General features: G+C 70.0%; 17 protein-coding genes and 1 pseudogene. 7 read left to right on the top strand and 11 right to left on the bottom strand.

The features are described 5' to 3' along the window. Nucleotides 1–51 precede the first annotated feature (51 nt). Nucleotides 52–471 (top strand): ATP-binding protein, encoded by a 420-nt coding sequence (locus tag ABT171_RS06435; protein ID WP_351240407.1) that lies wholly within the window; start codon nucleotides 52–54, stop codon nucleotides 469–471. A gap of 26 nt (nucleotides 472–497) precedes the next feature. Here ABT171_RS06435 and ispG read toward each other — a convergent pair whose 3' ends face one another. Further along, nucleotides 498–1,655, bottom strand: coding sequence for a flavodoxin-dependent (E)-4-hydroxy-3-methylbut-2-enyl-diphosphate synthase (ispG, locus tag ABT171_RS06430; RefSeq protein WP_351240405.1), 1,158 nt, complete (start codon nucleotides 1,653–1,655; stop codon nucleotides 498–500). Between the two features lie 218 nt (nucleotides 1,656–1,873). On the opposite strand from ispG, the gene ABT171_RS06425 reads away from it, so the two are divergent. Beyond that, entirely contained in the window at nucleotides 1,874–2,839 is a 966-nt protein-coding gene (locus ABT171_RS06425) for a DUF1152 domain-containing protein (protein WP_351240403.1), read from the top strand. A 29-nt stretch (nucleotides 2,840–2,868) separates the two neighbouring features. Here ABT171_RS06425 and ABT171_RS06420 read toward each other — a convergent pair whose 3' ends face one another. Both ABT171_RS06420 and ABT171_RS06415 read right to left on the bottom strand, forming a co-directional pair. Next, nucleotides 2,869–3,168 (bottom strand): hypothetical protein, encoded by a 300-nt coding sequence (locus tag ABT171_RS06420; RefSeq protein WP_351240401.1) that lies wholly within the window; start codon nucleotides 3,166–3,168, stop codon nucleotides 2,869–2,871. Between the two features lie 122 nt (nucleotides 3,169–3,290). Continuing rightward, nucleotides 3,291–3,584, bottom strand: coding sequence for a hypothetical protein (locus ABT171_RS06415; protein ID WP_351240399.1), 294 nt, complete (start codon nucleotides 3,582–3,584; stop codon nucleotides 3,291–3,293). Between the two features lie 501 nt (nucleotides 3,585–4,085). Here ABT171_RS06415 and ABT171_RS06410 point away from each other — a divergent pair. Then, a pseudogene (locus tag ABT171_RS06410) lies at nucleotides 4,086–4,319 on the top strand (L-serine ammonia-lyase, iron-sulfur-dependent, subunit alpha); the annotation flags it as partial. A gap of 70 nt (nucleotides 4,320–4,389) precedes the next feature. Here the strand turns inward: ABT171_RS06410 and ABT171_RS06405 are convergent. The 6 genes from ABT171_RS06405 to dxr all read right to left on the bottom strand — a co-directional run bounded on the left by ABT171_RS06405 (nucleotide 4,390) and on the right by dxr (nucleotide 13,985). Continuing rightward, the gene (locus ABT171_RS06405; protein ID WP_351240397.1) at nucleotides 4,390–4,821 is read right to left on the bottom strand and encodes a hypothetical protein; all 432 of its coding nucleotides are present in this window, start codon (nucleotides 4,819–4,821) and stop codon (nucleotides 4,390–4,392) included. 2 nt (nucleotides 4,822–4,823) lie between these two features. Beyond that, nucleotides 4,824–8,732: a polymorphic toxin-type HINT domain-containing protein gene (locus ABT171_RS06400; RefSeq protein ID WP_351240395.1), complete on the bottom strand. Its 3,909-nt coding sequence runs from the start codon at nucleotides 8,730–8,732 to the stop codon at nucleotides 4,824–4,826. A gap of 216 nt (nucleotides 8,733–8,948) precedes the next feature. Then, nucleotides 8,949–10,505, bottom strand: a complete 1,557-nt coding sequence (locus ABT171_RS06395; RefSeq protein WP_351240393.1) for a trypsin-like serine protease — start codon at nucleotides 10,503–10,505, stop codon at nucleotides 8,949–8,951. Nucleotides 10,506–10,567: 62 nt separating this feature from the next. Next, nucleotides 10,568–11,092 carry a hypothetical protein gene (locus ABT171_RS06390; protein WP_351240391.1) on the bottom strand — a complete coding sequence of 175 codons (525 nt, stop codon included), beginning with the start codon at nucleotides 11,090–11,092 and terminating at the stop codon, nucleotides 10,568–10,570. Between the two features lie 320 nt (nucleotides 11,093–11,412). After that, on the bottom strand, nucleotides 11,413–12,717 hold the full coding sequence (locus ABT171_RS06385; protein ID WP_503074090.1) for a M50 family metallopeptidase: 1,305 nt from the start codon (nucleotides 12,715–12,717) through the stop codon (nucleotides 11,413–11,415). Further along, complete coding sequence (gene dxr / locus ABT171_RS06380) at nucleotides 12,714–13,985, bottom strand: 1-deoxy-D-xylulose-5-phosphate reductoisomerase (protein WP_351240389.1); 1,272 nt, start codon at nucleotides 13,983–13,985, stop codon at nucleotides 12,714–12,716. The genes ABT171_RS06385 and dxr overlap by 4 nt, the downstream gene beginning before the upstream one ends. 177 nt (nucleotides 13,986–14,162) lie before the next feature. Here dxr and ABT171_RS06375 point away from each other — a divergent pair, with 177 nt between their 5' ends. Beyond that, nucleotides 14,163–14,621, top strand: coding sequence for a lamin tail domain-containing protein (locus ABT171_RS06375; RefSeq protein ID WP_351240387.1), 459 nt, complete (start codon nucleotides 14,163–14,165; stop codon nucleotides 14,619–14,621). A gap of 99 nt (nucleotides 14,622–14,720) precedes the next feature. After that, nucleotides 14,721–15,194: a hypothetical protein gene (locus tag ABT171_RS06370; protein WP_351240385.1), complete on the top strand. Its 474-nt coding sequence runs from the start codon at nucleotides 14,721–14,723 to the stop codon at nucleotides 15,192–15,194. A gap of 33 nt (nucleotides 15,195–15,227) precedes the next feature. Here the strand turns inward: ABT171_RS06370 and ABT171_RS06365 are convergent, their stop codons facing one another. Continuing rightward, nucleotides 15,228–17,165, bottom strand: coding sequence for an acyl-CoA dehydrogenase family protein (locus tag ABT171_RS06365; protein ID WP_351240383.1), 1,938 nt, complete (start codon nucleotides 17,163–17,165; stop codon nucleotides 15,228–15,230). A 330-nt stretch (nucleotides 17,166–17,495) separates the two neighbouring features. Here ABT171_RS06365 and ABT171_RS06360 point away from each other — a divergent pair, with 330 nt between their 5' ends. After that, nucleotides 17,496–18,509 (top strand): LacI family DNA-binding transcriptional regulator, encoded by a 1,014-nt coding sequence (locus ABT171_RS06360; protein ID WP_351240381.1) that lies wholly within the window; start codon nucleotides 17,496–17,498, stop codon nucleotides 18,507–18,509. Nucleotides 18,510–18,590: 81 nt separating this feature from the next. Next, nucleotides 18,591–20,630, top strand: a complete 2,040-nt coding sequence (locus ABT171_RS06355) for a glycoside hydrolase family 31 protein (protein ID WP_351240379.1) — start codon at nucleotides 18,591–18,593, stop codon at nucleotides 20,628–20,630. A 52-nt stretch (nucleotides 20,631–20,682) separates the two neighbouring features. Here ABT171_RS06355 and ABT171_RS06350 read toward each other — a convergent pair whose 3' ends face one another. After that, on the bottom strand, nucleotides 20,683–21,252 hold the full coding sequence (locus ABT171_RS06350; protein ID WP_351240377.1) for a chorismate mutase: 570 nt from the start codon (nucleotides 21,250–21,252) through the stop codon (nucleotides 20,683–20,685).

Here is a 21,252-nt window from a genome sequence, read left to right as displayed (position 1 = left end):
CAAGGGGCTGCCGCTGTTCAACGCTACTGAGCGTGCGGAAGCGTAAGCAGTATGAAGTCGGAAATCTCCACCCACGAATTCGCCATGCGCTTCACGTCCACCCCGCGCGGCGCCCGGCTCGCCCGGCGGCTCGTCTCGCACCGGCTGGACGAGTGGGGGCACCCCTACGACGGCCCCGTCAACGAAGCCGTCACGCTGATCGCCGCGGAGCTCGCCGCGAACGCCGTACGGCATGGACACGTACCCGGGCGGGACTTCCACCTCCGGCTCATCGAGTCGGGCCGCAGCCTGCGCCTGGAGGTCTCCGACACCCGTACCGAGCGGTTGCCCGAGGTGCGCGTGCCCGGCGGTGAGTCCGGCCGTGGGCTGCTGCTGGTCGAGGCGCTCGCCGACAAGTGGGGCGTCACACCACGACTGCCCGGCAAATCCGTCTGGGCGGAGGTACACGTGAGTCCCGCCACCGAGCGGTGACGGGACTCACACGACGGTCGGAGGGGTCAGCCGGACACGGACACCGACGGCTCGCCCGACTCCACGCCCTCGTCCTGCATCTGCTCGGCCAGCTTCATGGCCTCCTCGATGAGGGTCTCGACGATCTTGGACTCGGGGACGGTCTTGATGACCTCGCCCTTGACGAAGATCTGGCCCTTGCCGTTGCCGGAGGCGACGCCGAGGTCGGCCTCGCGGGCCTCGCCGGGGCCGTTGACCACGCAGCCCATGACGGCCACCCGGAGGGGGACGTCCATGCCCGTCAGGCCTGCGGTGACCTCCTCCGCCAGCTTGTACACGTCGACCTGGGCGCGGCCGCAGGACGGGCAGGAGACGATCTCCAGGCCGCGCTGGCGCAGGCCGAGCGACTGGAGGATCTGGAGGCCGACCTTGACCTCCTCGGCGGGGGGCGCGGACAGGGACACGCGGATCGTGTCACCGATGCCCTGGCTCAGCAGCGCGCCGAACGCCACCGCCGACTTGATCGTGCCCTGGAAGGCGGGACCGGCCTCCGTGACGCCGAGGTGGAGCGGGTAGTCGCACTGCTCGGCGAGCTGGCGGTAGGCCTCGATCATGACGACCGGGTCGTTGTGCTTGACGGAGATCTTGATGTCCCGGAAGTCGTGCTCCTCGAAGAGGGACGCCTCCCACAGGGCCGACTCGACCAGGGCCTCGGGGGTCGCCTTGCCGTACTTCTGGAGGAGGCGCTTGTCGAGGGAGCCGGCGTTGACGCCGATGCGGATCGGGGTGCCGTGGTCCTTGGCGGCCTTGGCGATCTCCCTGACCTTGTCGTCGAACTGCTTGATGTTGCCGGGGTTGACGCGGACCGCGGCGCAGCCGGCCTCGATGGCGGCGAAGACGTACTTGGGCTGGAAGTGGATGTCCGCGATGACCGGGATCTGGGACTTCCTGGCGATGGTCGCGAGGGCGTCGGCGTCGTCCTGGGTGGGGCAGGCCACCCGGACGATCTGGCAGCCGGACGCGGTCAGCTCGGCGATCTGCTGGAGGGTGGCGCCGATGTCGGACGTACGGGTCGTCGTCATCGACTGGACCGAGACGGGCGCGTCTCCGCCGACGGCCACGCTTCCGACCTGGATCTGCCGGCTCTTGCGGCGCTCGGCGAGCTTGGTCGGAACGGACGGCATGCCGAGAGAAATCGCAGTCATCTGCTGTGCAACCCCAAGTCGTGGATCAAGGCCCGGTCCCGTCAGCAGCGGGCTCCGGGCTTCGAGATTACGGCACGGACGTGAACGGAGGCACGCGGCGTCCCAGCGGTCCACCCTATGGCGTCGCGCCGCAGGGGTCCGGGCATGGTGCGGGGCCCTGAGGAGCAGGATCCCTGGTTGATCACCGTGCCCGGCCCGTGGCCGGTTAGGGTCGGGTGGTGATCTCCCTGCGTGAGCCCGTCTTCTTCAGCCGCCTGCGCGAGGCGGGCCGGGTCCTCGTCGCGGGGGCGGGCGGGGGGTTCGACGTCTACGCCGGGCTGCCGCTGGCCCTCGCGCTGCGGTCGGCCGGTGCCGAGGTGCACCTGGCCAGCCTGTCCTTCTCCGACCTGTTCGGGCTGGACCTGGACTCCTGGGTCGCGGAGGACGTCGCCGCCGTCCGCCCGGACACCCCGCTGCGCGGCGACTACTTCCCCGAGCGCGCCCTCGCCCGCTGGCTCCACTCGCGGGACCTGCCCGACACCGTGTACGCCTTCCCCCGCACGGGTGTGCAGCCGCTGCGTGCCGCCTACCGGGCGCTGCTGGAGCACCTGGGCGGGGTGGACGCGATCGTGCTGGTGGACGGCGGGACCGACATCCTGATGCGGGGTGACGAGCACGGGCTCGGCACCCCGGAGGAGGACATGGCCAGCCTCGCGGCCGTCGCGGGACTGGACGAGGTCACGCACCGGCTCGTGGCCTGCGTGGGCTTCGGCGTGGACGCCTACCACGGCGTCAACCACTCGCTGGTGCTGGAGAACCTGGCCGCCCTGGACCGCGCGGGCGGGTATCTGGGGGCGTTCTCGCTGCCCCGCGAGAGCATCGAGGGTGCCGCCTATCTCGACGCGGTGGCCGATGCCCAGCGCAGCCATGCGAGCCATCCGAGCATCGTCCACGGGTCCGTCGCCGCCGCCGTGCGGGGGGAGTTCGGGGACGTACGGTTCACCGAGCGCACCCGTGGCAGCGAGCTGTTCGTGAACCCGCTGATGTCGCTGTACTTCTGTGTCGACCTGCCCGTCCTGGCGCGCGCGAACCTCTACCTCGACCGGCTGGAGGACACGGTTCTGATGCGCCAGATCAGCTCCGCGATATCCGGTTTCCGCGAGGAACTGCCCCGGCAGCGGCCACCTCGGGCCTTTCCGCACTGAGTCCTGCGCGTTGCTCGCGGTGCCCTCGGTCAGTCGCCGTTGAACAGGAGGTACCTGTGCGGACGCTCCGAAACCACATCCATCAGTTTCGCAAGCTCCGCCAGAGCCTCCGTCTCGTCGGCGGCACAGTGCTCGCGCAGCTGTACCAGTTCTTCGCGTAGGTGCGACACCTGGGTCCTGTTGAACACGGTGTCGTCGTACTTGTCCACGCAGCCCAGCATCACCAGACCGCGTTTCCGCGCGGACTCACATATCGCGCCGATGGCGGGATGGGCGGACGTCGCCAAGACCTCACCTGTATAGGTGCGTACCAGAATGCTGAGTGGCATTACCTCACCTCTTCGCCGCCCCGCACTGAGCCGGACAGCGGCACGAAGGCTCCCGTGCCGAGGGGCGAGGCTACGATCCTCACCCGCAACGGCACAGGAGCCCCGCGTGTGCTGCGTGGACCTCAGTCCGTACGCCGAAACGGTCCGAAGCGGGACGGTGTCATGGAGTTCCCCTCATCTTCGTGCCACTGGCAATGTGTCGCATGGACATAGTCGGCCCCGTCGTTCAGAACGAACCATTTTCCTCGCGGGCTCTCGATCTTCACCCCCGGCATGGCGAAGTGCTCGTCCTCATGTACCTCGAACCACTCGAAGCTCGTCGGAAGGTGCATGAAGTTGACGTTCGAGAAGAGCACGTCCACACGAGTCGGGGAGTACTCGGTGAGGCTGCGCAGCAACAGCCGCTGATAGCTCACCGAGTAATGCCACACTCGGAACCCGCGTTCCCACCGGGCGATAGTCACCTCAAGAACCCCCTAGATATTTGGATCCGGAATAGACTTCGTCGGTGACGTCTTTTCCGTCCAGGTAGAAGGTGACCCTGTTCCGGGGCAGCTCACCCACGCGGTGGGCTCGCTCCAGAAACGCCATCTCTCTCTGTGTGGTATACCAGTCCTCGCCCTGGCCTTCCTTAACGGCATCGTCGAAGAGCTCGGCCGGGGTTCCACCGCGATTTTGGAGGCGCGGGCCTGCGCTGCGGCGGTGTAGGCGGCGCTGGCGGATGCCCGGACCCACTGGGCGGAGCCGGCGGCGTCGACGGCGGAGGCGGCGGCGTCGCTTGCGGCCTGGTCGGCGGAGGCGGCTGCCTGGTCGGCGGAAGCCTGGGCGTCTTTGGCCGACTTGGCCGACTGGTCGGCGTAGCCCTTGGCCCGCTTGGCGGATGCGTCGGCCTTCTTCGCCCAGTAGGCCGCCTGATCCTTGGCCCTGACCGCGTTGGCGGCGGCCTGGTCCGGATCCCGTGCATCGAGCGCAACGGCATGGCCGCGGTGAAGGCGGTCACCGCCGCCAAGATGGCCATGCGCGGCGACGGCTCCCACAAGGTGTCCCTGGACAAGGTCATCAAGACCATGAAGGACACCGGCGCGGACATGTCGGTGAAGTACAAGGAGACGGCGCGGGGCGGGCTGGCTGTGAACATCATCGAGTGCTGAGGGCATGGGCCCGGAAGCGGTGGGGCGGCTCGTCCAGTGAGGTGACGAGCCGCCTTTCTGGTTACCGGTGTCAGTCGGGCGGACACAGCTTTCGAGCTTGTTCACGCAGCTCGCCGGGCAGTGTCTCTGACTCCGCCGCAGATTCCAGCAGTCCGGATACCAGCTGCGAATCGAAGCCGGGCATGCGCGCCATTCGAGTGAGCCACTGAACAGCCAGCGCCATCCAATAGGGGCGCCCTCGTTTACACGCGGATTGCACCGTCAGCTCCACCAGCTTCTCCGGGGTGGAAACCCCATGCCCCCCAAGGAGGTGCCAGGATCTCGTGAAGTCATCGAGGCACTCGACGAGATCCCGCTCCAGGAAAGGCCACATGGCTACGTAGCCGGACCCCTCCAGCGTCGCCCTGCCCTCGTCCGCCTTGCCGACACCGAGCATTCCGTTCGGCATGACACCCAGCCACGAGTCGTAACTGCTCCTCAGGACCGGCGTCCACTCTCCCATGTCTAGCCCCATGATTCGTACTCGGCCTTGATCCCGTAGCTTTCCATGAGCTTTTTGAACTGATCCCATGCGGCAGGTGTCCAGTTGTGCCCAAAATGGCCGCTCTCTTGCGTGAAGACGAGCTGTCCCTCCGCATCACGGTACAGCGTGCCACCCGCTACCGCCTTCGGATCGGCCCCCATTTTCGCCACCAACTGCTCATGGGGGCTGAGCCCTCCGGAAATCGGCTCTCTGTCTCCTGCGAGGAACTTTCCGGTGGTGGGGTCGAAGACGTACTCGGTCTCCGGCTTTGGTGAAGTGAAGGAGGACAAAGAATCAGCGGAGCTGATCCCAGGCCCTAGTTCAATGTCACCGCAGGTGCTGTTGTGCACCAGTACGGGAGTTGTTCCGGCGAGTACATAGTAGGTGTGGAGGTCGTCGACGGTGAGGTTGTAAGTCCGGGTGTGCTGGTCGAAGGCTCGGTTGGCCTGGACACGGACGGTGGTGCCGTTGGTGCTGAGGAGGGTGGTGCCAGGGGTGAGGTCGCGGGCCTTGACCCACCGGTGTACTGAGGGGCTCCAGAAGGGGTGTTCGTAGGTGGCGGTGAGATTCCGGGGGCCGCTGGGGGTGGTGATGGTGAGTTCGTCGAAGTGCTTGTCGCCGTCGGTGATGATGAGACGGCTGACCTTGCGGGGCGCGGTGCGGCCGGTGAACGGGTCGGTGGCCAGGACGGTGTCACCCGGGTGGATCGTCTCGATACTCCGCCGGCCGGTGTCGGCCATAAGGACCTTGGTGCCGGCCGGGAAGCACTGGGTGCACCCCTTCAGGTAACGGACGCGGCGCAGGTCCTCCAGCGCTTGCACCCCGCGTTCGAAGAGCCTGAGCTTGGATCTCATGGTGACGTCGGCGAAGAGCTCGCCGCAGGCGATGAGATCGCGGCGCTCGAAACAGTCCTCCCCTCGCCCGATGCCGGTGGTGTCCTTCACGAAGTCCCACAGCTGCTGCATCGCGGCGTTGGCGGCGGGGGCCTGGGAGAGGACCTCGCAGAAGGTCTCGTTGTGCTGGCACCAGTGCGCCGGGTGTTCGACGGCGTCGCAGCCGAGGATGCCGCAGCGGTAGCGGGCTTCGGCCTGGGTCCCGGTGTCCTTCTCGGCGGCCTTTCGTTCGGCTTCCTTCTTCTCCACGGCGGTCTGGAAGGCGTCCGCGAAGGCCTTGTCGGCGGCCTTGGAGTCCTTGCCGGCCGCGAGCTCGGAGGCGCGGGCCTGAGCGCCGGCGCTGTAGGCGTCGGCGGCGGATGCCTGGGCCCACTGGGCGGAGCCTGCGGCGTCGACGGCGGAGGCGGCGGCGTCGCTTGCGGCCTGGTCGGCGGAGGCGGCTGCCTTCGCGGCGGTGTGGGCGGAGGCGGCTGCCTGGTCGGCGGAGGCCTGGGCGTCCTTGGCCGACTTGGCGGCCTGGTCGGCGTAGCCCTTGGCCTGCTTGGCGGAGGCGTCGGCCTTCTTCGCCCAGTCGGCCGCCTGGTCCCTGGCCCTGACCGCGTTGGCAGCGGCCCTGTGGGCGTCGGCGGCGTTCTGCTGGGCGGTGGCCGCGACACCGGCGGCGTCCGCGATCAGCTGGGCGATCTGCGCGGTGTGGGTCGCGCCGAGGTGGTCCTGGCGCTGGGCCTTGTACTGCCCGATCTGGATGAAATGATCCAGCAGGTCGTCAGGGCCTTCCAGGGCGATCCGCGCCGCGGACTTCATCTGCGGGCCGCCGCTGTCGATCAGCTGGGCCGCGCGGACGCGTTCGTCCTGGGTACGGGCCTGGTACTGGCCGGTGGTGAGGAACTGCCGGTATTTCTGCGGATCGTTGGAGTCCAGTGCGGCCCGGCCGGTCTGCTGGACCACCGGTCCGCCGGCGTTGATGACCTGGGCGATGTTCACCCGGAAGTCCTGCGCACCCGCTTCGTACTGGCCGGTGGCCAGGAACGCCGAGACCTGGTCGTCGCTGCCCTTGAGCGCTTCCTCGGCCGCGGTGCGCACCGAGGCCAGGGAGCTCTCCTGGGCCAGCGTCTGCACGCGGTAGCGGTCGTCCTGGTGGGCGGCCTGGTCGCGGCGGGTGGTGAGGTAGTCGACGACGTCCTGGTCGGTGCCGGTCAGGGCGGTTTCGGCGGCGCCCTGGCTCCAGGGCCCGCCGGTCTGCATGGTCGCCAGCGCGACCTTGCGGCCGGCCGCAGCGAGGGTCTTGGGGTCGGCCCCGGGCTGGACGGCCTGCGCGGCCAGGCTCTTGGCCTGGCCGTCGGTGTCCTTGACCTGCTGGGCGGCAGCGGCGTCGGCGGCTGCCCGCTGGTCCTGCTGGGCCTTGAGGTCCTTGGCCTGCGCGATACCGGCGTTGGTGCGCTCGGTCAGCTCCTCCGTCTCGATCTTGACCGCGGTCTGATGGGTCTTCTGGGCCTTGGCGACGGCCGCGGTGGCGGCGTCGGCCGCCTCCTGGGCGGCCTTGGCATGCGCCGCCGACTGGGCGGCGGCGGTGGAAGCCTCGCCGGCGTGCTTGGCCGCGTCATCGGCGTCCTTGGCGGCGTTGTCCGCATGCGTGGCCGCCGCGTTCGCCGCGTCCTGTGCGTCACTCGCCGCGCTGGCCGACTCCCCGGCCAGTGCTGCTGCCGCGTTGGCGGCGCGGTTGGCCTCCTGCGCGTGACGGCGGGCAGCTGCCGCCTCGACACCGGCCTCGGACGAGTGGACGCCGGCCTGGGTGGCGTAGTCGTTGGCCTGATCGGCCGCGTCCGCGGCGGCGTCGGCGTTGCTGCCTGCATCGGCGGCGGCCTTCGCCGCGGTGCCGGCCTCGGCCGCCGCGTTGCCGGCCTGTTTGGCCGCGTCCGCCGCCAGCCGCGCTCCCTTGGCCGCGGTACGGGCGTCCTCGGCCGCCTTGCGCGCCGCCGAGGCCTTGCCCGCGTCGTTGGCCGCGTCCGCGGCGGCACTCTGCGCACGGGACGCCGCCTGCGCGGCACCCACCGCCGCCGAAGCCGCCTGCTCCGCCGCGCTGGCCGCCAGGCGCGCGGAGTTGTTGGCGGCCGCGGCGGCGTCGATCGCCTCCTGCGCGGCCTCCGCGGCCTGCTTGGCCGCCGACGCCGCCCGGCCGGCCGCCGAAGCCGCGTGCATCGAGTCGTTCTTCGCGGCCTGGGTCTCGGCCGCCGCCTTCTGCGCGGCCTCCTTGGCCAGCTTCGCCGCCGTCACAGCGCGCGCGGAGGCGTCCTTGGCGGCCTTGGTCTGCGCCGCCGCCCTGCTCCCGGCCTTCGTGGCCTGCGCCGCCAGCTGGGCGACCGTGGCGTGCTCCTGGTCACGGGCACGCGCCACGTACTGGCCGACCTCCAGGAACTCGTGGATGTCGTCGGCCGTGCCGTTCAGCGCGATCCGGCCGGCCGCCGCCACGTTGGAGCCGCCCGCGCTGATGATCTGCGCGACCTCGACCCGCTCGTCCTGCGCCCGCCGGTCGTACTGACCGGTGGACAAGAACGCCTTGATGTCGTCCGGCGTCCCGTTCAGCGCGGCCTGCCCGGCCTTCTGCACCTCCGGGCCGCCCGCATCGATGATCTGCGCGACCTGAACCCGCTGATCCTGGAAGAACGGATCCTGCCAGCCGCTGGAAAGAAAGGCCCGCAGGTCGTGTTCGGATCCGCCCAGAGCCTTCGCAGCCGCGTCCTGCAAATTCCGCCCGCCCACACTCGCGAGCTGTGCTGCGCTGACACGTTCGTCCTGGAACTCGGCGCTCCAGGCCGACTTCTCCAGGAAGTTCCTGACGTCGTCGTCGCTACCTGTCAACGCGGCTTCCGCAGCGGCCCGCACCTCGGGCCCGCCGGTCGACCACAGGTCGAGCACCCGAGCCCGGTCGGCAATCTCGGTGTTGCCGGAACTCGCCGGTGAACCGTCGGCCAGGGCATGGGAGGGGAGACCTCCCATCAGGCCGACGGCAAGGGCGATGGGCAGCAGAATCAGACAGAGCTTGTGTATCGCATGCGAGACCGTTCTCGCATGCATACTCCCGGGTTTCACTTTTCTCAACTGTCTCTCGAATCTTTCATGGGAAAGCGAAATGAGCAGTCGGCGCCGACGGCCGCACACAGAACGTCGGGGTCAGGCCCGTGAGCGGAGGAGTCGAACGCCGTTCCAGGCTGTTCAGTCGGCGGGCGCCAGCTGGACTTCGTCGTGGAGGCCCTTGGCGTCGACGCCGGTGAAGTAGCTGACGTGGCCGTCGTTCCAGCGGACGAGGATGTCGTTGGCGGTGGTGTTGGTGCTGAAGGCGCCGACGGTGACCGCAGCCGCGTTGGTCCAGTACGACTTCTCGGGCCGGATCCTGATCTCGGCGGGCAGGGCCTTGCCGGTCATGCCGGGGTAGATGGTGGTCTCGCCGTCGATCCAGCGCACCAGCAGGTCATCGGTGGTCTTGCCGGTGAAGGAGCCGGTGGCGAGTTTCTCGGCGAAGGGCCAGGTGTTGTTCTTCGCGACGGTCTGGGCCTGCTTCTTCAGGCCGTTGGCCGCCAGGTCGCTGAAGACGGAGACGTGGCCGTCCTTCCAGGTGACCAGCAGGTCGTCGCGCCGGCCGCCCGGGGTGAAGCGGCCGGCGGTCAGCTGCTGGGCGTCGTTCTGCCACTCGGCGGTGTGGGGCGGGGCGAGCTGCTTCTCGCCGTGGAAGCCCTTGGCGTCGACCGAGTTGTAGAGGGTCATCTCGCCGTCGTTCCAGCGGACCACGACTCCGTCGGTGGCGCCGCCGGTGTTGGCGCCGGTCACGTTGACGGCGTGGGTCCAGATGCTCTTCTCGGGCTGCAGCTGGTGTTCCGCGGTGAAGGGGCGGGCGGGGTCGTTGCCGTAGCCGCCCTGGTAGAGGGTGACCTTGCCGCTGTCCCAGACGACGATCAGGTCCATGTGACGGGTGCCGCCGGCCGAGTCGCCGGTGTAGTAGCCGGCCGTGATCTGCACGGCGTGCTTCCACGGGGCGGCCGCGAAGACGGGGGCGTAGGCGACCTGCTGGACCCAGGAGGCGAGGTCGTCGACCCGGGCGGCCACCGCGCCGGTGCGGGTCTCGGCCGGGTCGGTGCCCAGGCAACCGCCCTGCCACGACAGGCTGCTGACACCCAGGACCGCTCCGGTGGTGCTCAGCACCGGGCCGCCGGTGTCGCCCTTGCAGATCGCCGCGCCGTCGGACTTGCCGGCCAGATCGAGGGTGGTGGCGGCGGTGTTCTGGACGGTGAAAGCGGCCGCGTGCACCTGGTCGGGCACCCACTCCTCGTGGGTACGCCCCAACCCCGCGGCCTGGACTTCGTCCCCGGTCGCAGGCGCGGCGGTCGCCACCGGGACGGGCGTGATGCCGCCGACGGGCTTGGCGAGTTGGGCCATCACGACGTCACGGTCCGCGCGCGGCACCAGGTTCACCACCTGCTGGGCGCTGCCACCGAGGGTGGCGGTCGTCTTCAGCTTGGGCGCGCCGGGTGCGAGCGCGGTGCCCGGGGTGTCGGTGAAGCAGCTCGCGGCGGTCAGCAGCCACTGCGCGGCGACCAGGGTGGCCGAACAGCCGCGCTGGCCGCCGACATCGAGCCGGGCGGTGGCGGCCGCGACCGTGTCAGAAGCGGTCGGGCCGGATACGGCGGTGGCGGGTGCGGCGGTCAGGGAGACGGCCAGCGAGGTGGCGGCGATCAGGCCGCCGGTCCACGCGGTGCGCGGACGAAAGCCAGACATGAAGGGGTTCCTTGCTGTCGTGCGAGAGCGATGAGAGGGAGCGGGCAGGCGGGTGGGCCGGGTCAGCCGGTGACCCGCAGTTCCAGCAGCACGGACGGTGCACCACCGGCCGCGCCCTCGCCCACGCTCTGGTAGCCGTTCTTGTCGACGGTCACCGTCTTCGCCGGCGCCGTGGGATCGGCCTGCGGCCGCAGGTCCGCGCTGATCGGGTGGTCGGTGGTCTCCAGCGCGAACACCCGCGGCAGTTCCAGCGTGAGATACCCGGACTTCGCGGAGGCCTTGAAGCAGTACGCGCCCTGCGGGTTGCCGGCCTGCCCCTGCACGGTGAGGACCTTGATCTGCTGGGCCGAGTCGGCGCACGTGGCGAGGGTGATGTGTCCGTCGCCCTTGATCAGCTTGATGCCCTGATCCTTCTGGATCTGATCCGCGTTCGGGTAGGCGTAGTCCTCCACCGCGGACGGCGGCGTGGCCCCGGCGGTCCCCCCGGTCGGCTGCGGGTCGGCGGACGCGAGCATCGGCGTGCCCGCCAGCGCCAGGACGACAGCAGCCCCCGCGACGGGGAGCATCCTGCGCATACGAGGAGTCACCCGAATTCCTTTCCAGGCACGGGTGACGGCATGACGGAAGAACATCTGCAGCCCCCCGCGCACACAGACGTAAAGCAAAAATAAGTGGTCGAGCGAGAGGCTAAAACGGCGTCAGATCGGAAACAACGTGACCATCGCCATAGAGAACCCACGGAACCTGTACAGCAATTTCACACTGAGGCGTGGACATAGCGGCACAGAAAGGACTGCCGCTTTAATGGGTGAGAAAATCTTAGCGAAATCTAACCATAAACAATCGCGCACACGAACGAGGGGCGGTCTGTGGAAGACCGCCCCTCACACGCCTGCCCGTCGGACCGCTAACTGATCTTGACCGGGTTAACGACGTCCGCGATCAGGACCAGGATCGTGAAGCAGACGAAGATCCCCGCCACCACATAAGCCACCGGCATCAGCTTCGCCACGTCGAACGGACCGGGGTCCGGGCGGCGCAGCACCCTGGCCACGTTGCGGCGCAGGGACTCCCACAGGGCGCCCGCGATGTGTCCGCCGTCGAGGGGGAGCAGCGGGAGCATGTTGAACAGGAACAGGGAGAGGTTGAAGCCGGCGAGGAGCATCACGAACCCTGCCACCTGCTGGGAGGCGGGGATGTCCAGGGTGGCGATCTCGCCGGTGACCCGGGCCGCGCCGACGATGCCCATCGGGGAATCCGGTTCGCGCGGGCCGTCGCCGAAGGCGGCGTCCCACAGGGCGGGGATCTTGCCGGGCAGGGCGGCGAGGGAGTCGACGGCGTCGCCGACCCGGTCGGTCATCCAGGTCACGGACTGGCCGAAGTCCTGGTGCACCACGCCGGTGGCGGCGCCGAAGCCGAGGAAGCCGGCCTCGACGTACTTGCCCCGGACGTACTGTCCGCTGGAGTCCTTCTTGGCGACCTTGTTCGTCGCGATCGTCGTGTGCAGGGTCAGCTGCCGGCCCTTGCGGTCGACGACGATCGCGACCCTCTTGCCGGCGCTGTCGCGGATGAGGTCCGAGAGCGTGTTCCAGTCCTTGGTCGGCACGCCGTCGAAGGAGACGATCTTGTCGTGCGGCTTCATGCCCGCCTGCGCCGCCGGGGACACCGGGTCGGACTTCTTGCAGGTGTCGCGGTGCTGGCTCTGGTCGATGGAGCACGGCGAGACCGAGGCGACGGTCGTGGTCTGCTGCTGGATGCCGAAACCCATCAGGACCGTGAAGAACAGGCCGATCGCCAGGATCAGGTTCATGAAGGGGCCCGCGAACATGACGATGACGCGCTTCCACGGCTTGCGCGTGTAGAACATGCGCGTCTCGTCGCCCGGCTGGAGCTCCTCGAAGGCGGCCGAGCGGGCGTCCTCGATCATGCCGCGCCACGGGGAGGTGGAGCGGGCGGAGACCCGGCCCTGGTCGTCGGGCGGGAACATCCCGATCATGCGGATGTAGCCGCCGAGCGGGATGCCCTTGATGCCGTACTCGGTCTCACCCTTCTTCCGCGACCAGATGGTCGGGCCGAAGCCGACCATGTACTGCGGGACGCGGATGCCGAAGAGCTTGGCCGTGGACAGGTGCCCCAGCTCGTGCCACGCGATCGAGACCAGCAGGCCGACCACGAAGACCACTATGCCGAGGATGAACATCAAGGTCGTCATGCACGCGCCTCCGCGGTCGCCGTCGTGGCAGTCAGTTCACGGGCCCGGGCTCGTGCCCAGGTCTCCGCTTCGAGGACGTCCGACACCGTGAGTGAAGTTCCCGTGTCCGGGGTGCCGTGCTCCTCGACGACCCGGGTGACGGTTTCCATGATCCCGTTGAAGGGCAGCGCGCCGCTGCGGAACGCCTCGACGCACTCCTCGTTGGCCGCATTGAACACCGCCGGGGCGGTCCCCGCGAGCTGCCCCACGTGCCGGGCGAGGTTCACCGACGGGAAGGCCTCGTTGTCCAGCGGGAAGAACTCCCAGGTGGAGGCCGTGCTCCAGTCGAAGGCGGGCGCGGCGTCGGGGACGCGTTCGGGCCAGCCCAGACCGATGGCGATGGGCCCGCGCATGTCGGGGGGCGTCGCCTGGGCGATCGTGGATCCGTCGGTGAACTCGACCATCGAGTGGACATACGACTGGGGATGCACGACCACCTCAATGCGGTCGAAGGGAATGTCGTAGAGGAGGTGTGCCTCGATGACCTCCAGGCCCTTGTTGACGAGGGTCGCGGAGTTGATCGTGATCACCGGGCCCATGGCCCAGGTGGGGTGGGCGAGGGCGTCCTCGACCGTCACGTCCGCCAGCTCGGCCCTCGTCCGGCCGCGGAAGGGGCCGCCGGAGGCCGTCACCACCAGCTTGCGGACGTCTGCCCTGGTCCCGGACGCCAGCGCCTGGAAGAGGGCGGCGTGCTCGGAGTCGACCGGGATGATCTGGCCGGGCTTGGCGAGCGCCTTGACCAGCGGCCCGCCGACGATCAGCGACTCCTTGTTGGCGAGCGCGAGGGTGCGGCCGGCCTCCAGGGCGGCGAGGGTGGGGGCGAGGCCGATGGAGCCGGTGATGCCGTTCAGCACCGTGTGGCAGGGGGAGGCGGCGACCTGGGTGGCGGCGTCCGGGCCGGCGAGGAGCTCGGGGAGCGGCTCGCCGGGGCCGTACTCGGCGGCGAGCGCCTCGCGCAGGGCGGGTACGACGTCCTCGCGGGCGACCGCGACGGTCCGCACCCGCAGCCGGTGCGCCTGCTCGGCGAGGAGGGCGACGCGGCCGCCGTTCGCGGACAGGGCGGTGACCCGGAAGCGGTCGGGGTGGCGCAGCACGAGGTCGATGGCCTGGGTGCCGATGGATCCGGTGGAGCCGAGGATCACCACGTCCTTGGGGCCGTGGCCCGCGAGGGGGTCGTAGACGAGGTGCGGGTCGGCGAGGGGTGCCGGATGGGCGGGGCTGTCGGTCATCCCTCCATTGTTGCCGCAAGCGGAGACGGTCAGGACAGGGCGTCCCCCGGGCGGGTGCGTGCACGGGTTTCGTCACCGGACGGAGGGAATCTCCCGTTGTGAAGCACAGGTGAAGATCCTGTGATAACACTTCAGTCGCATCACTTTCGCGGACGACATCCTTGGGGGGATCTCTCCATGCGTACTGTGCGCCTTCGCGCCGCCGTGCCCGCCCTCGCCGGCGCAGCCCTGCTCACCGGCACCCTGCTCAGCACCCCGGCCCAGGCGGCCGGAGGCGTGCAGATCCACCACGTCTGGTTCGACAGCCCGGGCAGCGACAACCGTTCCAACGCCAGCCTGAACGCCGAGTGGGTGCAGATCAGGAACACCGGTGGCACGGCCGTCTCGCTCAACGGCTGGGTGCTGAAGGACGCCTCCAACCACCGGTACGTCTTCCCGAACGTCAAGATCGGCGCCGGGAAGTACATGAAGATCCACACCGGTCGCGGCTCGGACACCGCGTCGGACAAGTACCAGGGCCGCCGCGCCTACGTCTGGAACAACGACAGGGACACGGCCACCCTCACCAGGGCGAGCGGCGCCAAGGTGGACTCGTGCTCCTGGACCACGCGGGACCCCAGCGACAAGTACTGCTGAACAAGTCCTGCTTAAATTACGCACGTCAGGTCCCGGGGGATGGCATTCTTCTCCGTCGGGGCCCAGTCAAGAAGGGCCAAAGGGGGAGGAGTCACCACCATGAACCGCATGCGCGCGACCGCGGCCGTCCTGGCCACCGCGGGAGTTCTGACCGCCGCTCAGCTCGGACTCGCCGGAGCGGCATCGGCCGCCACCCGGACGTCGGCCGGCACGGGTTGCCCGGTCAACATCGTCTACCCGAGCCGTTTCTACATCGACTCGCACGGCTGGGTCACGAACGGGGGCCTGTACTTCGGCATCAAGAGCAATACGTCCCAGAGCTTCAAGAGGGTCACGTTCAACGTCACGAACCTCAAGAACGTCCGCTTCGGCCACGCCAAGCCGACCGGTGGCCGGATCACCCGCAACTCGTCGACGTCGGTGTCCGTCTACACGGGGACGCTCAAGGGCAAGGCCAGCCTGGGCTTCAGGGTGCCCTCGCACCTGCTCAACACGCACTCGTACCAGCTGAAGTTCAGCCTGTACGGCTCGGGCTGGAACTGCGCCGTGAAGCAGGGCACCTGGGGAGCCTGACCCAGGCGCCCTGCCGGCCGGCACAGGAGCGGCTCAGTCGCCGTAGGGGCGACGCTCGCTCGGCCGGGTGGCGGCTCCGGGGGTCGCGTCGGCGATCCACGGGCCGTCGTCCGACGGGTCGATGACCCCCTCCTCCAGCCAGGTGTACGCACCGCCGAGCACGCCCTTGACCACGCTGTGGTCGAGGGCGTCGGTGTTGGTCCACAGCCGGCCGAAGAGTTCCTCGACGCGGATGCGGGCCTGCCGGCAGAAGGCGTCGGCCAGCTGGTAGGCCTCGCGGCCGTGTTCGTCGCGGCGGCGCAGCAGTTCGGCGCGGACGCAGGCCGCGCTCATCGCGAACAGTTCGGCGCCGATGTCCACGATCCGGCCGAGGAAGCCCTGCTTGGTCTCCATCCGGCCCTGCCAGCGGGACATGGCGTAGAAGGTGGAGCGGGCCAGTTTGCGGGCGGTGCGCTCGACATAGCGCAGATGCCCGGACAGGTCGACGTCATGCCGGAACTCGCCGTAGGACGTGGGGAGCTGGCCGGGCCCGGCGACGAGCTTCGGCAGCCACTTGGCGTAGAAGACGCCCGCGTTCGCGCCCGCCCTGGCCTTGTCGGACAGGGACTTGTCGGGGTCGATGAGGTCACCGGCGACCGCGAGGTGGGCGTCGACGGCCTCGCGGGCGATCAGCAGGTGCATGATCTCCGTCGAGCCCTCGAAGATGCGGTTGATGCGCAGGTCGCGCAGCATCTGTTCGGCCGGGACCGCCCGTTCGCCACGGGCCCTGAGGGACTCGGCGGTCTCGTAGCCGCGTCCGCCGCGGATCTGGACCAGTTCGTCGGCCATCTTCCAGGCCATCTCGGAGCCGTAGAGCTTGGCGAGGGCGGCCTCGATGCGGATGTCGTTGCGGTCCTCGTCGGCCATCTGCGAGGACAGGTCGAGGACGGCCTCCAGGGCGAAGGTGGTGGCCGCGATGAAGCTGATCTTGGAGCCGACGGCCTCGTGCAGCGCGACCGGCTTGCCCCACTGCTCGCGCTCCGCCGACCATTCGCGGGCGATCTTCAGGCACCACTTGCCTGAGCCGGCGCACATCGCGGGCAGCGAGAGCCGGCCGGTGTTGAGGGTGGTGAGCGCGATCTTCAGGCCCGCGCCCTCCGGGCCGATCCGGTTGGCGGCCGGGACCCGCACCTGGTGGAAGCGGGTGACGCCGTTCTCGATGCCGCGCAGGCCCATGAAGGCGTTGCGGTTCTCGACGGTGACGCCCTCCGAGGTCGCCTCCACGACGAACGCGGTGATGCCGCCCTTGTGCCCCTCGGACTTCGGCACGCGCGCCATGACGACGAGCAGGTCGGCGACCACGCCGTTGGTGGTCCACAGCTTCACCCCGTCGAGGACGTAGTCGTCCCCGTCCGGTACGGCCGTGGTGGCGAGCCGCGCCGGGTCGGAGCCGACGTCCGGCTCGGTGAGCAGGAAGGCGGAGATGTCGGTGCGGGCGCAGCGCGGCAGGAAGGCGTCCTTCTGCTCCTGGGTGCCGAAGATCTTCAGCGGCTGGGGTACGCCGATCGACTGGTGGGCGGAGAGCAGCGCGCCGACGGCCGGGCTCGCGGAGCCGGCCAGCGCGAGGGCCTTGTTGTAGTAGAGCTGGGTGAGACCGAGACCGCCGTACTCGGGGTCGATCTTCATGCCGAGGGCACCGAGTTCCTTCAGGCCCGCCACGACCTCGTCGGGGATGCGGGCCTCGCGCTCGATGCGGGCGGAGTCGATCGTGGACTCGCAGAACGCGCGCAGCTTGGCGAGGAACTCCTCGCCGCGCCGGACGCTCTCGGGGTCCGGGAGGGGGTGGGGGTGGATGAGGTCGAGCCGGAAGCGCCCGAGGAACAGCTCCTTGGCGAAGCTGGGCTTGCGCCAGTCCCGTTCCCGGGCGTCCTCCGCCACCCGGCGCGCCTCGCGCTCGGTGACGGTGGTGCGTGAAGTGGTGGGGGCGGACATGAGGCTCACCTCGCCGCGAAGAGGGATGATTGCGGACCGTTCGTTACCGACCAGTGCTACTGGATCGTTGGTACCCGAAACGGGCCGACCCCACCACCCCTCGCGCGTCCGAACGGCCGAAAGGTCTGCCGGGGCCGGGTTCTCGGGTGTGTACTGCTTCCCAGTGACTCGTTCGGCATCTCGACCACGCAGAGAGCAGGGAAAAAGGCGTCGAAGCGCTTCGATGCGCTCTGGACACGCTGCCCTCGCTGGGGCTAGTGTCCATCACACCCTCACATTCATCGTCGGCAGAGCGCATTGTCGAAGCGCTTCACAACGCTTGGAGCACGGATGGTCACCCTCGCCGAGGTCGCCCAGCACGCCGGAGTCTCGGCGAGCACGGTGAGCTATGTCCTCAGCGGCAAGCGGTCCATCTCGTCGACCACCCGGCAGCGCGTCGAGCAGAGCATCCGGGAACTGGGCTACCACCCCAACGCCGGCGCCCGCGCCCTGGCCGGCAAGAGGTCGAACATCATCGCGCTGATGATCCCGCTGCGCACCGACATGTATGTGCCGGTGATGATGGAGATCGCCATCGCGGTGGCCACCACGGCCCGTACACACGGCTACGACGTCCTGCTGCTCACCGGAGAGGAGGGACCGGACGCGGTGCGCCGGGTGACCGGCAGCGGGCTCGCCGACGCCATGATCCTGATGGACGTCGAGCTCCAGGACGAGCGGCTGCCGCTGCTGCGGCAGACCCACCAGCCCTCGGTGCTGATCGGCCTGCCCGCCGACACAGCGGGTCTGACCTGCGTGGACCTTGACTGGAGCGCGACCGGCGCGCTGTGCGTGGAGCACCTGGCGGGCCTCGGTCACCGTGACATCGCCGTCATCGGCGAGGCCCCGGCCGTCTACGAACGGCACACCGGCTTCGCCGAGCGCACCCTCGACGGACTGCGCACCCGGGCCCGCGAGTCGGGCGTCCGGGTCCTGCACCGGCCGTGCGAGGGCGGGTACGACGCGATGGCCGCGACCCTGGCCCGCGTCTTCGACGAACGCCCGGCGACCACCGGGTTCGTGGTGCAGAACGAGTCGGCGGTGGAGCCGCTGCTCGCACTGCTGCGCCAGCAGGGCCGGGCCGTGCCGGAGGACGTGTCCGTGGTCGCGGTCTGCCCCGACCAGGTCGCCGTCCAGGCCTCGGTACGACTGACCTCCGTCGCCGTCCCCGCGCAGGAGATGGGCCGGCACGCGGTCGGGCATCTGGTGGCCAAGCTGGACGGGCGGGGCAGCGACGAGATCGTGCTGATCGCGCCCGAGCTGACGGTACGGGCGAGTTCGGGACCGGCACCGGCCGCCCCCTGACCTGCCCTCCCGTGCTCCGGTGGGTCCGGGGCACCCCTCTGCCTGCCTTGTCCCCGTCCCGCACGCCTTCAGGAGCACGCAGTGAACCAGCCTGCCGTCGCACAGCCCGAGGTCGGTCTCGCCCAGTCCTCCCCCACCGTCGGCACCTTCCGTGAACGGGACGGGGCGCTGGAGTGGAGCGGCCGTCAGGAGACGGTGCGGATCGAGCCCTGGGGTCCGGACGCGGTCCGGGTGCGCGCCCGGCTGGGCGGCCCGGTGCTCGACGGCCTGCCGGGGGCGCTCCTCGACTCCCCGCCCGAGCGGACCGGCACGGTGGAGACAGGTGACGGTGCGGGCCGGCTGACGGTCGGCGCGCTGACCGTCGAGGTGACCGCCGAGGGCCTGGTCCGCTTCCTGCGCACCGAGGACCGTACCGAACTGCTCGCCGAGGAGCGGGCCCACTTCTGGTGGCCCGGCCCGCGCCTGTACACGGCGGTCGGGGGCGGCCGGCACCGCCTGGAGCAGCGCTTCGCCGCCTACGAGGGCGAGAAGCTGTACGGCCTCGGGCAGCACCAGCACGGGCGGCTGGACCAGAAGGGCCTGGTGCTGGACCTGGTGCAGCGCAACGCCGAGGTGAGCGTCCCGGTGCTGGTCTCCAGCCGGGGCTACACCCTGCTGTGGAACAACCCGGCGATCGGCCGGGTGGAACTGGCCGGCAACGGCACCCGCTGGGTGGCGGACGCGGCCCGGCAGATCGACTACTGGATCACGGCGGGCACCCCGGCCGACGGCCAGCGCGCCTACACCGCCGTCACCGGACGCGCACCGATGCTCCCGGAGTGGGCGGCCGGCTTCTGGCAGTGCAAGCTGCGCTACCGCACCCAGGACGAACTCCTGGAAGTCGCACGGGAGTACAGCCGCCGGGGCCTGCCCGTCTCCGCGATCGTCTGCGACTTCTTCCACTGGACCCACCTCGGCGAGTGGAGGTTCGACCCCAAGGAGTGGCCGGACCCGGCGGCGATGGTGCGTGAGCTGGACGAGCTGGGCATCAAACTGGTCGTGTCCGTGTGGCCGTCGGTGTCGCCACTGAGCGAGAACCACCGGCTCATGGAGCAGCGCGGCTATTTCATCGGCACCCAGTACGGCCCGATGGCGCACGCCGACTGGCCCGACAAGGAGGTCGCCACCCCGGTCCAGGTCGCTTTCTACGACGCCACCAACCCCGAGGCGCGGGAGTTCGTGTGGTCGCGCGTCCGCGACAACTACCTGGTGCCGTACGGCATCACGGCCTTCTGGCTGGACGCCTGCGAGCCCGAGCTGAAGCCGGGCTTCCCGGAGAACCTGCGCTACTGGGCGGGCCCGGGCCTGGAGGTCGGCAACCTGTACCCGCGCGAGAACGCCCGCACGTTCCACGAGGGCCTGCGCGCCCAGGGTGAGGAGGTCATCACCCTCAACCGCTCGGCGTGGGCGGGCAGCCAGCGCTACGGCGCCGCCCTGTGGTCCGGTGACATCGGCACCGACTTCGCCACGCTGCGCCGCCAGCTCGCGGCCGGCCTCAACACCGCGCTGTCCGGCATCCCCTGGTGGAACACGGACATCGGCGGCTTCCACGGCGGCGACCCGCGGGACCCGGCGTACCGCGAGGTGATGATCCGCTGGTTCCAGTTCGGCGCGCTGTCCCCGCTGATGCGGCTGCACGGCTTCCGCGACCCGGGCATGCCGCTGGGCCCGGAGATGACCGGCGGCCCGAACGAGGTGTGGTCGTACGGCGAGGAGGCGGGCGCGATCCTGGAGCGGTACCTGCGCCTGCGCGAGCGCCTGAAGCCGTACGTCCTGACGGTGATGCGGGAGACCCACGAGCAGGGGCTGCCGGTGATGCGCCCGCTGTTCCTGGAGTTCCCGGACGACCAGGCCGCGTGGTCGGTGGACGACGCCTACCTCTTCGGCCCGGACCTGCTGGTCGCCCCGGTGCTGACCGCGGGCGCCACGGCCCGGACGACGTACCTGCCGGCGGGCGCCCGCTGGACGGACGCCTGGACGGGCGAGACGTACGAGGGCGGTACGGCGGTGACGGTGGACGCGCCGCTGGACCGCATCCCGCTGTTCCTGCGGGACGGGGCGGAGCTGCCGGTGGCGGAGTAGCCGAGTCCGTGCGGCCGGGCCCCTGCGAGGGAGCCCGGCCGCACCCGTCCGGTCAGTCCTGGCAGACGGACACCAGGGAGCGCACGAGCGCACCCGTGTGCAGCGGGTCGGGGCGCTTCTCGTGGTGGACCTCGACGACGGCTGCGACGAGCTCGGGCCCGCAGGCCGGGGTGGCGCGCTCCGCGGCGGTGCCGGCGAGGGTGCGGACGAGGTCCGTGTTGATGCGGTTGATCGTCTGCCGGACGACGTTCAGGTCCGGCTTGGTGGTCGGGGCCTGCTCGGGATGGGCCGTCCACCGGGCGAACAGGCCGCGCTGGACGGTCTTGTTGGCCTCTATCTGGTCGCGGAAGACCCGCCGGGCCTCGTCCGGATCGGCGCCGAGCTGCTCGGCCTGTGCGGCCACGGAGTCGAGGACCTGCTGTTCCCGGGCCGGGTCGTCGATGGGGCTGTCGGTGCCCCACTTGGCGGCGGCGACCAGGTCGGCGGTGGCGAGGCGGTCGGCGGCGAGGGAGGCCACGGGGTGGAGGGGCGAGGACAGGGGAGCCGCCGCCGCGGTGCCCGGCACGGCGAGCAGTGCGGCAGCGGCGGTCAGGGTGCGGACGAGGGGGGCGGAGATGCGCAT

Origin of the sequence: Streptomyces sp. NPDC001851, assembly GCF_040297165.1 — a bacterium.
GTDB lineage: Bacteria > Actinomycetota > Actinomycetes > Streptomycetales > Streptomycetaceae > Streptomyces.
The sequence above is the reverse complement of the archived record's forward strand: the minus strand, read 5'-3'. Positions and strand labels throughout refer to the sequence as shown.